Here is a 12,965-nt window from a genome sequence, read left to right as displayed (position 1 = left end):
TCTACCTTTTGCCCTTTTCTTGCCAGTCCCCAGCTAGGACACGACCGGCTACCTTCACCTGCTCTTCTTTATCCAGCTCTAAGTAGCACCTTAGAAACCCCAACCGGTCCTTATCCCGAATAGTCTTACCATGGACAGATATGTCCGTAAACCGGGCGTAGTTATTCCCAAGGAGGTAGTCCATGGAGGTATCTAAGTACATGGCTAGGAAGATGAAAAAATTTATCCTTGGGGTAAAGTCCGGATTCTTTTCTAGTTTACGAAAGGTCATTTTGAGGTCCTGAGAAGCCTTTAGACCACCTAGATTCGGCAGGGGTAGGCCTCTATCCTGAGCCAGTTCTGTGAGCCTGTAAAGGAGGGGAGGCGCCACTGTCGGATCCTCCAGTCGACCTTCTAACTTAGGCAGGTCCTCTGCTGCCATGACTTCTTCTAAGAGTCTCGGCAGTTGGCTGGTCCCTTTTTCTCCAAAGAATATATAGTGAATGCTGACGTTAAACTCTTGGTAGGCCAATATGCGCAGGCTGTCTAGGGGGCAATTAAAATTACCCTTTAAATTCCGGGAAAGGCCGCCTCGGGTAACGCCTATTTGTTCAGATATGTAACTGGCAGTCTTCCCTTGGGCTTCTATTAAGTCCTTTACTCTCCCGGAGGCATCATTACGCAGGATCTTGGCTATAGGGATGGAGGCCTTGTATTTATCTTCTTCAGGGAGATTATGCCATGCCTTTAATAATTCCATTAGCCCACCTCCTGAATAGCTTTTAAGGCCTCAAGTAGGGTCTTTTTTGCATAGGGCTGGAGTAAAATAAAGAGGTTCAGGATCCGCTCAACTTGACTGTTATCAGTATAAAGGCCGGTTGGCTCTCTTGTATTTAAAATCCAGGAAAGGGTCAAATTTAATTCACGGACAATCTCCGGCAGGTCCTTGGTCCCTAGGGTGGTAGATGCTGTCCTGTCTTCCCAAGCGGTCTGAAGGGACTGGTTCTGAAAATGCCGGCGGCGAGGAATGGTAGACCTGTCTATGTATTCCATTACTCGCTTGGTAGGGGTGAGGCTTACGGTCTCTTCCCAGCACTCCGGCAGGATTCGCTTTAGGCTGGCTTCTATATGGGGTAAAACGGCCTCGTCCACCTTTTCTGCTAAGTCGAGAAATGCTGCCTCTTCCCCTTCGAGGTCTGGAAAATCAATGCCTGCAATACGAAGGGCCTCTTTCAAGCTTATCTCGTAAAAGTGAGTAAAATCTAAAAGCATATCATAGGTCATAGACCGGACATCATTTGTATTATTATTCTTAGACCAGTACTTTTTCTTAAAGGCCCCTAGGGTTTGGGGATCTGTCTTTTCTCCGTATTGATATAGGGCGGCTTCAACAGTCTTATCTACTAATTCACGTTCTGCGATTGCCATGTATATCCTCCCTCTTCGAATAGCTATACTTCATCAACATAATACCATCTTTGCGATTTTTGGTCAACAATATGTAGACCTTAAGCAATTAAAATGGTATGATATTATTATGTACAATATGTTTGTTTTTACAGGAGGTGCGGCATGACCACAAAAGAAATTTACCTGCTCCCAAGACGTGTCTTTACTTTTGGCACCTTAACACGGGAGGGTAGGTATGATGAGGAAAACAAGAAACTCTACCTCATGGATGACCGTAGGGAACTAACAGGAACGGTACTTACGATTACTGACTATGCTGAAGATGAAGGGGTTGCGCCTCAAGAGGACCTGCCGGAAGAGGAAGCCCTGTCCTTAGAAACCCCACAGGAAGCGCCCAGAGAAGAAAATAATGGTAAACTAGGCCTCGCTATGGCTGACCTATCTGTATGGGTTAAAGGCCTCAAAAAAAAGATTTTAGCGGGCTTCCGTACTTACCGGACAACTGAATTACCTGCCGGGCTGCAAAAGAAGGTCCTCATGCAGTACCTTATGGCCCTCGGTGTTTTTCTCTTTTGTATTTTTCTAACCATAACGGAGAAGCGGATTAGTTACCTTACGGGGATAGTGATCTCCCTCTGCTTTCTTTACATGGCGCTGGAAACAAAACTCCAATTTGCTGCCGGGAAGATTGTAGAACAGGTGGTATCAGCTGTTGACGTGAAGCCCTCCAAGGCAAGAAACCGGACTAAGGTTGTCTTTGCAACAAGTGATGATATCCCCTCCTACTTTACCTTTGTTGTACCGGGCAAGAAGGACTTCATCATTAACGGGGTCTACATCATTTACTTTAACGAGGACCGACCTAGCGTACTTTTGGGCCATGTGGCTTTATAGAAGAGCATACGAAAATACCCGACTGGCATTAAACCAATCGGGTATTTTCTTTATGAGAAAAAAAGGAGAAATGCAGAAATGAGCGAATTTACCTGCAAAGATAAAGGGCTAGGTCTTTATCTATTTATACGATACCATCTTTATGGTTTTTTGTCAACATCCTTTTGCTGAATTTTTACCTTTTATGGTTTATTTTTATAGACAAGAAAACACCCGACCGGAGCAAAACGGTCGGGTGCTTCCCATGAAAAAAAGGAGATAAAAAATGAATCGCAGATTTTTATCTAATGAACCTGATGAGATAGGCCAATCTCATCTAAATACATCATACCATCATTGGGGTTTACTGTCAACCCTTTTTATAAATTTATCTATTTTTTAACCTTTCTTTTTCAGTCCTACACAATGAGTGCAGGGCTATTTTTTATTGAACCTCTGGCTTTTTGAATACAAGCCAGCGTGTTTTAGCACGCTTATCGCCAAAGAGGGGCTGCTGGCCAAAGGCTTTTAGAAGCTGGGCCGTATTAATCTGCTCCTCGTTCCATTTGACGCTGAACCTCCCACGACTAAAGTCACGGGGTTCTTGGGTAATACGCATACTTGATTTAACATTCGCTAAACCAGCGGTTACGTAAATTTACCAAGCTATCCCCCTAGTTCCTAGGGTTATTGTATATGTTAAGCTAATTGTTTTAAGCCTTCGTGCAATATGTTAACCGCTGCGTTGATATCTCGGTCATGGATTGTGTGACAACTTGGACATTGCCATTCTCTTGTTGACAGGGTTAAGTCTTCTTTATGACCGCAGATATGACAGGTTTTACTCGACGGGTAAAAGCGATCGATTTTGATGACTTGTTTGCCGTACCAGTCCGCTTTATATTCAAGTTGTCGAATAAATTCTGACCACGATACATCGGAAATAGATTTTGCTAGCTTGTGCTTTTGGAGAAGACCTTTTACGTTGATATTTTCAACACAGATTACATCGTGGCTTTTGATGATATCGGTGCTTAATTTTTGCAAGAAGTCTTTTCTTTGATTCGCTATCTTCTCGTGTATCGCTGCAACTCTTCGTTTTTGCTTTTGATAGTTCTTACATTCTGAGAGGGGTCTGTTTTCCTTTTTGGCTTGTTCATAGCGCCTGGAAAGAATCCTTTGCTCTTTAGCGAGTTTCTTTTCCAGACATCTATAGAAGTGGGGGTTTTTTATTTTTTCCCCACTTGAGGTAATGAGAAAATCATTAATACCTACATCAATACCTATGTGTGAATGGGTCTTTTCAAGTCGCAGGACGTCTTCTTTTTCATAAGTAATGCTTGCAAAGTATTTACCTGTCCTTGTTTTTGACAGGGTAACACTGATGATTTTCTCTTTGATGACTGTAGCGTCTCGATAGTGAACAAAGCCTAGTTTTGGTAGTTTTATTGCATTGTCTCGAATTTCGATATTGTTATTGGTAAAGCTTGTTTTGTAAGATGGTTTACTCCGCTTTTTAGATTTGAAGGTCGGAAATGAACTTCTCTTTTCAAAAAAGTTCTTATAGGCGGCCTCAAGACCTCTGAGTGCATTTTGTAATGCAAATTTATCGACTTCTTTTAGCCAAATAAGTTCTTTTTTTAATGCCGTTAAATCCTTTGAACAGGACGCATAGCTTAAATTTGTCCCCGTTTCTTTGTAATGGCCAATTTTTTGATCCAAGTAGTGGTTGTATATGAACCGGACACAGCCAAAGGTTTTATTGAGAAGTTCTTCTTGCTGTTTATTAGGATAGATCCTAATTTTTAGTGACTTCAGCATTTTTTCTTACCTTCTTATCCTCTACACCCTTCTCTTCCTTCGAGGGGCCGCTAATAAGGGTCCGCTCTTCTTCGGAGAGGCCAATATGGTATTTATCTGCTTGCGCAGGTATTTTCTTGGCTATCTTGGCCCTTAATTTTCCCAGCAGGCGCTCGACTTGACCACTCTCGGAGGTATGGGTATCTAGGCTTATTTTTAGCTTGTTGTCGCTTAAAATACCAAGGCAAAGGGGGCTGGAACTGGCTAAAACTTTGTCTATATCTTGAATGACTTTCAGCCCTTCTGTTATTTCTCTTAGGGCTTCTTTTTGTTCTGCTGTATCTAGGATTTTTGCCACGCTAATCCCTCCTTAATCATAGAATCGTGGCGGTGCAATAGCGGTCTGTGGGTTTTTAGGATAGATGGGGTCATAGCCTATGAGTTTCAGATTAAGGTCATCTTCTCCGGGGGCTGTCGGCTTTTCTAGGCCAATCAGCTGGGTTTTAGGTGCAAAGTAGACGGTTACAAAGCCATACCGGTTCGGGGGCAGGGGCAGGTTGACTGCTACGGTATTGGTGCAGGTAGTAATGTCTCTTTTGTAGGCTACTTTCTTTTCTGTATCTAGGTAGCGAGGGAAATAGGTCATCTCGTGCATATGGCAGATGGCCTTTTCTTTAGCTTCTTTTTCCCAGCCTTCCGGTAGGTCTAATTCAAGCTTGTCATTAACGAAGTCTGTTGCCTCTTGGAGGGCCTTATCTCTTTCTTTAGGGCTAAGATTCTGTTTATCTAGGACTTCTGCGCTCTTTAGCGTATCTAAGCGGTATTCTCCGGTTTCTTTGTTATAGCTGATGGTTAGGTCTGCAATGAAAAGGAGTTCACCGCTTTCCCGGTCAATGCCCCGGATATTAATGGTGGCACCGCCTCTTTTCCCGTCATAGAGTTCGTCATCCTGCCAGCGGATGCCGTAATCTTTCTCGTTTAGGTAGCGGCTAGGTCCTAGGTCTATTTGGTAGTAGGGGGACCGCATAATGACGTTGGTTTCTTTGGATAGGTCAACGGTATCAGCGGTTTGGTCTTGGCCCCGGCTAAGTTCTAGGGGAACACGGTCGCTTTCGACATAGTAGCCAATATTGCCCTTGTAATCACTATCTAGGTTCAGGTAAATGTGGTCATCTTTAATCTTTTTCCCCAGTCCGGCCTTTAAGGTGCCTTTACCGAAGTTGTATTGGACGACCTCATCATTGGTGTATTTGGGGTCTGCCTTGAGTTCTGCTGTTTCGTTAGTGGGTTCTTCTTTGGGTGCTTCCACTTCCGGAGGTTTCAAGAGGATCTTTCCCAAGATAAAGCCGAGGATCACACAACCGATTATTGCGACTACGAGTAAAAGTCTTTTTTGTGCTTTATTCATGGTGATTACTCTCCTTTATTCAGCTGAACGCTATAGATCTCTTTCAGGCTTAGGCCTGTAAAGCTTTTAATCTTCTGGGCAACTTTGCAGGTCATATGGTTTCTGTACTCGCCCCGTAAAATAGCACTTAGCTTATTAGGATGAACGCCTATGGCCTGACCAAATTCTTTGATGGTGTAGCCATTTTCTTTCATCCATTCTGTAACAGCCGGGTAGTATTTGCTGCGAACGGCCGGGTTTTTCTTGGTCTTTAGGGCTGAAAATACATCTATGACTTCGCCGGGGTATAGGTCTAGCCTCTCGGATATTTCTAGGGTTGTATAGCCTAGGAAGTAGTAGGTAATCACTCGCTTGGCGAGGCTATCCGGAATAGGGGGGATGCTACACTCCCCTTTTACGCCGGGCAATTTATCTAAGAAGTTATGGATTCCTTGGCTAGTAATCCCTATGGTCTGGGCTATGTCATATATGCTCCGGTGGTTCAGTCGTTCTAGGCAGACGGTTATTTTTTCTTCTTCAGTCAAAGCTACCACCCCTGTCGAAGAGGGACTGGAAAAAGGTTTCTAGGTCATCTAGGGAGATTATTTCTTCATGCAGGACTATTTTTTCTGCCCCTTGGGCATCCGCTAGGAGGGCTGTTAAGAGGGCAATCTCAGATAGGAGTTCTGCTCGTTCTAGGTGACTTTCGGCGAGTTTATTTAATAGGGTTATTTTTTCTTTGGTGTAATCAGGATTAAAGTAATTCATAAGGGATTCCTTTCTCCATAACGAGGTGTAGGCACAGCAAGAAGCAGGTGCCACAGAGGATCATTCGGATAGTAAATTCTTCTATACTGCCATTTTTTAGGTTGGCAATATGAAGTTTTAGGGGCAAGGGGTACAAGAGGGGTACGCCTTTATGGTTGAGCATATCTAATACAAGGTGGCTAAGCATGCCGACTGTAAAAAAGAGGGCCGGGTCATGAAAGCCGGGAATAATGGCTTCGAGGAGTAGGTATAAGATGGCAACAAAGAGGGGGCTATGGGTGAGGCCTCTGTGGCCTGTGGTCCGGTTAAGGATAAGGGCTAGGGGTTTAACGAGGTGGCCTAGTTTACTCTCCGGGGTGTCTATGTCGGGGAGGAGGCTCCCTACTGCTGCTGCTCCCAGACAGACGAGGGCGTCTTCCATGGGCATTTGAAATCGCTCTAGGCTAAGCATGGCCAGCCCCACTGCCAGTCCACCTACAAGGTGGGTCCTGCCTTGCATATGATACCTCCTTTCCATTGGTTACAATGATTATATTTTAATCTCAACATCCGCTTATTTAACTGTCACGTTTATCGTATAAGTCTCCCCTTTCAGGCTTTGGGCTTTTATGGTTGTCTTGCCTTGAGCATGGCCAATAACGGTGCCTTTTTCAACGGTAGCAATACTAGTATCTTCAACTAACCAAATGCAGGTCTTATTCGGCAGCAGCTTTTCCTTACCGTTAACGGCGAGGGTAATTGTGGAGGGACTGACTGAAAAGCCTTCGCTGGTACTCGCTTTGAGGCCCGATTGCTTAGCCGGGGTAGGTTGTTGCGCTCCTTGGGTACTTTGAGCAGGTTGGGCCTGTCTATTCGCTTGGCTTTGGGCCTGCACGTTGGCTTGGGCCTTACTTAATTGGTTCTGCATGTCCCGGAGCTTAGCTTCTCTTGCGTCAAGCTCTCTACTTCTTTTTTCAAGAGATTTGAGTCGGTCGTTGTAGGCGTTATCTCTTTCTTTTTCTTTGGCGTTGGCGGCTTCTTCCTGTTCTTGACGGGCTTTTTCAGCTGCTTCTTTCTCTTCCTGTTCGGCGGCTTCTTTTTCCCGTTCTTCTTCTAGTTCTTTTTCACGGGCGGCATCTTCTTCTTCCTGTCTTTCTTCAAGTTCGGACAGGCTGGAGTTTTCAAAGTCGAGGTCGGCGCTACTATCTGTCTGGCTACTTTCGCTGGTTTCCATGGTGGAACTGGTATCTTCGGGATCATCTTGGGCCTGACAGCTGACGAGCCTGAAGAGCATAAGGGAAATAAGGAGGCCGCCGGCGACTAAAAGGGGGAGGGGTGGTAGGTTCTTCTTCCTTTTCTTGGGCTTGGCTTCTTTCTCTTTGCTCCCGGCCAGTTTCTTTTTCAGTCCGCTTTTCTTCTCTTCGGGGGGTGCTGAAAGAAGTTGGATTTCGTTACGGAGTTGGCTATAAATAAGTTCGTTATTTAAGGGTTCGCCTAGGATAAGCTGCTCTAGCATTTCTTGGCTTTCTTTGCTAAGGATCTTAGGCAGCTCGTTTATATTGGGGGCTTCGGTTGGCTCTTTTTTGTTCAGTCTGTTCCACAATTGCCCACACAGGTAGGCGGTTTCAGAGCCGACTTCTTTTTCTAGGGGTGGGTTATAATATAGGGCTTCTTCTTCTGGGTCGTAAACAAGGGACTGGAGCAAAATATTTCCTGTTGCTTGTGACAGGCAGAGGTCATCATAGCTGACTTTACCCAGTCTACTGCCTAGGCCATTCAGCCATGCGTTGATCTGAATAAGGGCTGCTGTTACTTGTAGGTGGAAGATGGCTCGCTCTTTATCTTTACTCTCGCTCAGGTCAACTGCGGTTAGGGGGGGTTCTTCTTTGATGATGAACTGGTAGTCTATTCTTTTCTCGCCTTGTTTGACTTGGGCTTGGTCTAGGACGGGGTTGGCGGTATCTCTTAGGTTCTGAAAGAGTTGGGCTTTATCGGGGTCGCCTGATGACAGGATAACGTGGATGGGGTTGTCGCTCTCGCTGGTTAGCTTGAGCAGGAGAAAGTTGTCTTGGCCCATTGTTACCCGGTAGAGTTGGGCGTTGTCTTTATCCTGAAGCATTGGGATGCTCTCTTGCTCTAGGTCTTGGTCGGTGTATAGCTGCATTACTCTTGCCCTCCTTTCTCTTCTTCTAGGGCTGCACTGAGCCTCCCCATACCTAAAGGCAGGGAGTTCACAAGAAGTTTGGTTTTATGTTTCCACCTGAATGGTCAGGTAACCCTTATTCTTGCTGGCGTACCCAGAACGCCACTACTGTATAGAGCTTCTAAGCTCACAACATTACTTTTACGCAGGATATTGGCTGCTGCATTAACGTCAGCATTCAACTGTTGACCGGTAGAGGTCTGGTATAGTCCTCTATGAATCCGTTTCCCTGAAAAGCTTGCGTTTTCTTTTGTCGGATAGGCAGGCATGGGGTCTTGGTCTAGGAAGCTTGCTTTGGATGTATAGCTTTCTTCCTGTTCCATGTAGGTGATGCCGTAGTATTCGCAAAGGAATTTTAAGCTGTTTCTTAAATCGCTAAAGCTTATTTGGGTGAAGGTTTGGTTATTCTTTTTTCCAAGCTTTAGGAATTTTTTCATTTCAGGGTTATAGCCACAGACGATTGTTCCAATCTTGTGGTCTATGGCGTAGTTGATGATATATCTTGCGGTTTTACGAATGTAGTCTTTACAACGGTTATTCCTTTTTATGGTTATGTCTTGGATGACCTTGGTCGTTTTAAGCCCCTGTTTGGCGGCTATGCTTTGTAGTCTAGCCTTACGCTTGTTCCAGTGGCGGTTAATGGATTTCAGTTTACGTCCGTCCATAATGAACGTCGTCCCGTCACTTGTTAAGCAGGTGGCTAGGTTATTAACGCCCAGGTCAATGGCTAGGGCTTTTCCGGAATCCTGTTTTAACAGAAGAGGCTCTTCTTTGTAGCAGTACTGGATCTTGAAGTACCTTCCCTTGTAGATGGGGATGATGCGAATTTCCTCGATCACTTTGCCTTCAAGGATAGGCGGAAGGGTGAGGTAGATGGGCTTGTGTGTTTTTGAAAAAGCCCTGCTCATGGGTACTTTGATTTTCCCTTTCCGGATGTTAATCGCATTTTTCTGCAGGATTAAAGAAAAGCTACCGCCTTTTTCCCTGTATTTGGGAATCCGTATGTCTTTATGGCGGTATTCGCCCTTGCTTGCTTTTTTCAGCAGGCCAAAAAAGGATTTAAAACTGCGGTCCGCTGCTTTCAGGGTTTGCTGGGCTACTCCGGCTTGGATCATCTTGTAGTTTTCGTTTTCTTTACAAAGATGATAGTTGCTTTCATAGTTCAGGTATTTCTGCTCCTTGAAGTAATGTTGGCGGATATTGTAAAGGGCTACATTGTAAAGGTTGTTGCTGTACCGACACAGCTCTCTTAGGGACTCGTATTCGTCTTTATTAAGGGAACGAATATAGCAGCTTAGTGTGCGATACATGGTGAACACCTCCTTTCCCTTGTATATCTTTATTATATACGAAAGAGAACGGATGTTCTATACAGTAGTGGTGTTTGAACCACCTGTCTTTAGGCCGTTTTGGAGGCCTAGTTCACATAGGCTCGCTAGTTCCCATGCAGTTCTCTTATGAACTTCTTGCAGTTTCCTGCAAGCACAGACTATATCTCGTCCCACAGCTTGACCTGTTTGGGTACACCCACTTCGGTTCGCTTGAACCTACTTCCCTCAGGAGGAATAGTCGTTGAAGCTTCCCCTATTCGGGGCTTGCCTGCTGATTGCCCACTCTGCAACCGGCACTTAGGATTTAACCTTATGCCATCCGGACTGTTTTTTCTGCTTTCGCTGCTTTCACGCTTAGGCTTTTCATCCTTACGTTGTAGCCAGTCCGGCTTTAGGGTATTCCAGCAATTCAGGTGTTAGAGGGTACTTGCGTACCGCTACATACAGGTTTCCCTATATGCTTACCATTTGCCTCTTATATCCCCATAGCTGAAGCCAGGGGTTTTACGAGGCGGTTGATAATATTGCGGTAGTCGGGGTTATTCTTTAGGTCAAGGGCTGCATCTCTATTGTGCTTGTCTCTTTTTTTTTATTCTTATCTAGGTAGATTTGGGTTTTCTTTTTGTACTCCTGGGGGTGCTTTTGCCTTAGCCGCTTGGCGTTGGCGTTGTCCCGTTGGCGAATATGGCTCCAGTTCTTCCGGTAGTACTCTCGTCGCTTTTTTAGGTGTTCTTGGTGGCTATCCATGCTGGGGGCTTCCTTTCTTATTTTTTATTCACTCGGCCGATTATGAGGTAGGTGATCATCATGATGGCTAAGAGGCCGCCGCCGAGAATAAAGAAGTGTTTCTTACTTTTCTCTTCTTTGACTTCTGCTTGTCCGTCTGTGATGATGTCGGCTTCGCTCTCGCTTGTGACTTCTTGGTTGGAGGCTAGGGGCTGGTAGTTAATGGTTTCTATATTGACTGTTTGGCTCTCGGTAATTGGGAGGACTTCTGTTGCTTCTATGGGTAGGGGGGCTACGCCTATTAGAAGGGCTGTACTTAGGGCGAGGGGGATTAGTTTCTTGTGGATGGATTTCTTATCCATGGTTATCACTCCTTTATATATAGAGGTGGTCGTAGGCTTTGTCGGGCATGATTCTCCGATAGTAGGCTTCCTGCCATGGCTGGCAGAGGATCCTGAAGGGGCTGGAGATTCCTTTTAGCTCTTCTAGGTCGCTGTAGCTTAGGTAGGGACTGATGTATACGTCTTGCCCTCTAAGCTTTAGGGGAAAGAGCCGCTTGTCGTTCTTCTCATAGGCTCCCTGCTCTATGGCTGCGCTAATGAGGCTCTCGGTTAACCCTTCTCCATAGTCTAGCCAGTCTTTGGCGTTGGCTATTCCGGCTTGGCTCTCGGGAAAGGCGTACAGTTTATCTATGTGGTCTCCCAGCTTGCCGCTCTCTTTTCGCTTACTCCGTTTGTCGGTGAATATGTCACTGAAAATCTTGGGGCTGGGAAAAAGTATGGCTGCGTATGCTTCACGGTTTAGGGACTTATTCGCTACTTCTTCCATGTACTTGTAGTAGGCCGGTAGTTCGCACTTGAGGTGCCATTTGCTCCACCCTAACCCTCTCTCACTTCCTGCGTACAGGAGCAAGGACCTGTTACTACTCTTTATTATCCCGACTTCACGTCCAAGGCGGTACTGGGCATCATACAATCCTCGCTTGATCAGTTCCTCTAAGATGTGGTCGTAGCTCACAAACCGGTAGGGGCTTTGGGGCTGAAGGTCAGGTTCTGGGTCTGCTAGCTTGCCGGCGGCTTCACTTACTAGGCTACCTAATGAGTTGGGGATTTCAGCTCCTTTGTAAAGATACAAGGGGCTGAACCTTGCGCCCATGAGGGCTGAAAAAACGGAGGCTCTACTCTTGCCGAGATACTCGGATAACCGCTGGTGACTATTCCCACTCCCTACTATGTTGAGGCTGGTCGGTATCTCTAGGGCTTGTATCAGTTCGGGGTAGTAGGCCCGGGGAAGGTCTTTCTCTCTCTTGAGCGCTCTTATCCCCTCTAGGGTGATCACGTAGCTGTTCTCTTTGATGGGCCTGCCATTTACTTTGTACGTTAGCTGATGGGGCTTGATGTATTGGGCCTGCCTTAGCTTCTTTAGGGTCTGGTAGGTGGAACGCTCTGAATTATCTACTGCTAGTAGGCTCTGAACTGACACTAGACTGTGATAGAAAAGCAGGAGCAAAAGCCTTGTCTTTTTGGTCATGAAATCCCTCCTTTTTATAATATGAGGACAAAAGGGCTGCCAAGGAATTGGCTTTATAAAGGCCCCTGTTTTCTCTAGCTGAAATAGATGGAATGGGCTATTTAAAGCCTTTCTTCCCCCTGCAAAATAGTGGTATTTTAGTGCAAAAAAGCCGTTTTCGATTTTCCGATATTTTTTGCAGTTCTTGCAGGGGTTTATTGACTGTATTGGTTACTTATTTTGTAGCCCCCTTCCACTTATTTCTAGTCTGGCTACACTTTATTGAGCCTTATTTATGCCTCTTAGGTCTATTAATCTTCCTGAATGTCGCTTATCCAGTCCCTTATTTCTTCTAAATGAGGGGGCTGTCCATAGTTTTCTGTGACGATAAAGTAGGTCCCTTCTTCGAGGAAATCATCAAAAATGGAGGCTAAAAAGAAGCTGCAACTTCTTGGATTATCACCGCCTTTTAAGTGAGAAGCAATTGCATCTACAATGGCTTTGCTATCTACATTGTCGTTGTCCACGCCGATTTTATTGTTTTCTCGGACTGAAACAACCGCTATGTTAGCTTGATCGAACTTGGGGATTTTCTTCTCGTTGGAGCGTAAGAAAAGGCTCACTTCATCAACGTAAAGATTGCTAAATACCTTGCCAGTTTTTTTGTTATAGATGGAGGGCAAGAGGGGCGTTTGAATTATATATTTATCTTTTTTAAAGCTGCCTTTGATTGAAAAACAGTCAGCTTCTGTATATTTTTTAGCCTCTTCTTCTTTAAAAAAGAAGGGGTCCTCATCATAAACCAGCTTGGTAATTTCTCTGTTTAATTCATAAAGTGTGGGCCTTATTTGCTCTTGTCCCCTACGTTTTTCTTTAGGAACAAGGCCCAAGAGCCGGCCATAGTTGTCAATTTTTTGAATCAATCTGTCTGTTATACGCAAGCATTTTATCGCCTGCAACATCTTTTCTGTGTCTTCATCTTTTTTATAATCGGACAATA

The 12,965-nt window shown here is 45.0% G+C and carries 16 protein-coding genes; 1 reads left to right on the top strand and 15 read right to left on the bottom strand.

Translation table 11 applies throughout. The features are described from left to right. Nucleotide 1 precedes the first annotated feature (1 nt). Both ACKQTC_RS07235 and ACKQTC_RS07230 read right to left on the bottom strand, forming a co-directional pair. Nucleotides 2–739 (bottom strand): hypothetical protein, encoded by a 738-nt coding sequence (locus ACKQTC_RS07235; RefSeq protein ID WP_408977773.1) that lies wholly within the window; start codon nucleotides 737–739, stop codon nucleotides 2–4. Then, nucleotides 739–1,407 (bottom strand): hypothetical protein, encoded by a 669-nt coding sequence (locus tag ACKQTC_RS07230; RefSeq protein WP_408977772.1) that lies wholly within the window; start codon nucleotides 1,405–1,407, stop codon nucleotides 739–741. Before ACKQTC_RS07230 ends, ACKQTC_RS07235 begins: the two co-directional genes overlap by 1 nt. Before the next feature lie 144 nt (nucleotides 1,408–1,551). Between ACKQTC_RS07230 and ACKQTC_RS07225 the strand changes: the two genes are divergently transcribed. Next, nucleotides 1,552–2,283: a hypothetical protein gene (locus tag ACKQTC_RS07225; RefSeq protein WP_408977771.1), complete on the top strand. Its 732-nt coding sequence runs from the start codon at nucleotides 1,552–1,554 to the stop codon at nucleotides 2,281–2,283. Nucleotides 2,284–2,707: 424 nt separating this feature from the next. On the opposite strand, the gene ACKQTC_RS07220 is transcribed toward ACKQTC_RS07225, so the two are convergent. The 13 genes from ACKQTC_RS07220 to ACKQTC_RS07160 all read right to left on the bottom strand — a co-directional run bounded on the left by ACKQTC_RS07220 (nucleotide 2,708) and on the right by ACKQTC_RS07160 (nucleotide 12,963). Next, entirely contained in the window at nucleotides 2,708–2,881 is a 174-nt protein-coding gene (locus ACKQTC_RS07220; RefSeq protein WP_408977770.1) for a hypothetical protein, read from the bottom strand. A gap of 80 nt (nucleotides 2,882–2,961) precedes the next feature. Continuing rightward, nucleotides 2,962–4,083 carry an IS200/IS605 family element RNA-guided endonuclease TnpB gene (tnpB, locus tag ACKQTC_RS07215; RefSeq protein WP_408977769.1) on the bottom strand — a complete coding sequence of 374 codons (1,122 nt, stop codon included), beginning with the start codon at nucleotides 4,081–4,083 and terminating at the stop codon, nucleotides 2,962–2,964. Then, on the bottom strand, nucleotides 4,061–4,420 hold the full coding sequence (locus tag ACKQTC_RS07210; RefSeq protein ID WP_408977768.1) for a hypothetical protein: 360 nt from the start codon (nucleotides 4,418–4,420) through the stop codon (nucleotides 4,061–4,063). Before ACKQTC_RS07210 ends, tnpB begins: the two co-directional genes overlap by 23 nt. Before the next feature lie 12 nt (nucleotides 4,421–4,432). Beyond that, a complete protein-coding gene (locus ACKQTC_RS07205) occupies nucleotides 4,433–5,470 on the bottom strand; it encodes a hypothetical protein (protein ID WP_408977767.1) in 1,038 nt (345 codons plus the stop codon). Between the two features lie 5 nt (nucleotides 5,471–5,475). Next, nucleotides 5,476–5,994 carry a helix-turn-helix domain-containing protein gene (locus ACKQTC_RS07200; protein ID WP_408977766.1) on the bottom strand — a complete coding sequence of 173 codons (519 nt, stop codon included), beginning with the start codon at nucleotides 5,992–5,994 and terminating at the stop codon, nucleotides 5,476–5,478. After that, nucleotides 5,987–6,217, bottom strand: a complete 231-nt coding sequence (locus tag ACKQTC_RS07195) for a hypothetical protein (protein WP_408977765.1) — start codon at nucleotides 6,215–6,217, stop codon at nucleotides 5,987–5,989. Before ACKQTC_RS07195 ends, ACKQTC_RS07200 begins: the two co-directional genes overlap by 8 nt. Then, nucleotides 6,204–6,716 carry a metal-dependent hydrolase gene (locus tag ACKQTC_RS07190; RefSeq protein WP_408977764.1) on the bottom strand — a complete coding sequence of 171 codons (513 nt, stop codon included), beginning with the start codon at nucleotides 6,714–6,716 and terminating at the stop codon, nucleotides 6,204–6,206. Before ACKQTC_RS07190 ends, ACKQTC_RS07195 begins: the two co-directional genes overlap by 14 nt. A 54-nt stretch (nucleotides 6,717–6,770) precedes the next feature. Continuing rightward, entirely contained in the window at nucleotides 6,771–8,360 is a 1,590-nt protein-coding gene (locus ACKQTC_RS07185) for an Ig-like domain-containing protein (protein ID WP_408977763.1), read from the bottom strand. Nucleotides 8,361–8,464: 104 nt separating this feature from the next. Then, nucleotides 8,465–9,709 carry an RNA-guided endonuclease InsQ/TnpB family protein gene (locus ACKQTC_RS07180; protein WP_408977762.1) on the bottom strand — a complete coding sequence of 415 codons (1,245 nt, stop codon included), beginning with the start codon at nucleotides 9,707–9,709 and terminating at the stop codon, nucleotides 8,465–8,467. A 567-nt stretch (nucleotides 9,710–10,276) separates the two neighbouring features. Beyond that, nucleotides 10,277–10,477: a hypothetical protein gene (locus tag ACKQTC_RS07175; RefSeq protein WP_408977761.1), complete on the bottom strand. Its 201-nt coding sequence runs from the start codon at nucleotides 10,475–10,477 to the stop codon at nucleotides 10,277–10,279. Between the two features lie 17 nt (nucleotides 10,478–10,494). Further along, nucleotides 10,495–10,818: a hypothetical protein gene (locus ACKQTC_RS07170; protein ID WP_408977760.1), complete on the bottom strand. Its 324-nt coding sequence runs from the start codon at nucleotides 10,816–10,818 to the stop codon at nucleotides 10,495–10,497. 13 nt (nucleotides 10,819–10,831) lie between these two features. Further along, complete coding sequence (locus tag ACKQTC_RS07165) at nucleotides 10,832–11,986, bottom strand: hypothetical protein (RefSeq protein WP_408977759.1); 1,155 nt, start codon at nucleotides 11,984–11,986, stop codon at nucleotides 10,832–10,834. Nucleotides 11,987–12,276: 290 nt separating this feature from the next. Beyond that, a complete protein-coding gene (locus tag ACKQTC_RS07160; RefSeq protein WP_408977758.1) occupies nucleotides 12,277–12,963 on the bottom strand; it encodes a hypothetical protein in 687 nt (228 codons plus the stop codon). Nucleotides 12,964–12,965: the final 2 nt, after the last annotated feature.

The organism is Peptococcus simiae (assembly GCF_046097595.1).
In the GTDB taxonomy this organism is placed as follows: domain Bacteria; phylum Bacillota; class Peptococcia; order Peptococcales; family Peptococcaceae; genus Peptococcus; species Peptococcus simiae.
Note: the sequence above shows the minus strand (reverse complement) of the source record. Positions and strands in the feature narration are given on the sequence as shown.

Coding starts and splice junctions, on each gene's coding strand:
- ACKQTC_RS07235 (WP_408977773.1), bottom strand. CDS start 739: ATGGAATTATTAAAGGCATGGCATAATCTCCCTGAAGAAGATAAATAC.
- tnpB (WP_408977769.1), bottom strand. CDS start 4,083: ATGCTGAAGTCACTAAAAATTAGGATCTATCCTAATAAACAGCAAGAA.
- ACKQTC_RS07195 (WP_408977765.1), bottom strand. CDS start 6,217: ATGAATTACTTTAATCCTGATTACACCAAAGAAAAAATAACCCTATTA.
- ACKQTC_RS07180 (WP_408977762.1), bottom strand. CDS start 9,709: ATGTATCGCACACTAAGCTGCTATATTCGTTCCCTTAATAAAGACGAA.
- ACKQTC_RS07225 (WP_408977771.1), top strand. CDS start 1,552: ATGACCACAAAAGAAATTTACCTGCTCCCAAGACGTGTCTTTACTTTT.
- ACKQTC_RS07170 (WP_408977760.1), bottom strand. CDS start 10,818: ATGGATAAGAAATCCATCCACAAGAAACTAATCCCCCTCGCCCTAAGT.
- ACKQTC_RS07185 (WP_408977763.1), bottom strand. CDS start 8,360: ATGCAGCTATACACCGACCAAGACCTAGAGCAAGAGAGCATCCCAATG.
- ACKQTC_RS07175 (WP_408977761.1), bottom strand. CDS start 10,477: ATGGATAGCCACCAAGAACACCTAAAAAAGCGACGAGAGTACTACCGG.
- ACKQTC_RS07205 (WP_408977767.1), bottom strand. CDS start 5,470: ATGAATAAAGCACAAAAAAGACTTTTACTCGTAGTCGCAATAATCGGT.
- ACKQTC_RS07165 (WP_408977759.1), bottom strand. CDS start 11,986: ATGACCAAAAAGACAAGGCTTTTGCTCCTGCTTTTCTATCACAGTCTA.
- ACKQTC_RS07230 (WP_408977772.1), bottom strand. CDS start 1,407: ATGGCAATCGCAGAACGTGAATTAGTAGATAAGACTGTTGAAGCCGCC.
- ACKQTC_RS07220 (WP_408977770.1), bottom strand. CDS start 2,881: ATGCGTATTACCCAAGAACCCCGTGACTTTAGTCGTGGGAGGTTCAGC.
- ACKQTC_RS07190 (WP_408977764.1), bottom strand. CDS start 6,716: ATGCAAGGCAGGACCCACCTTGTAGGTGGACTGGCAGTGGGGCTGGCC.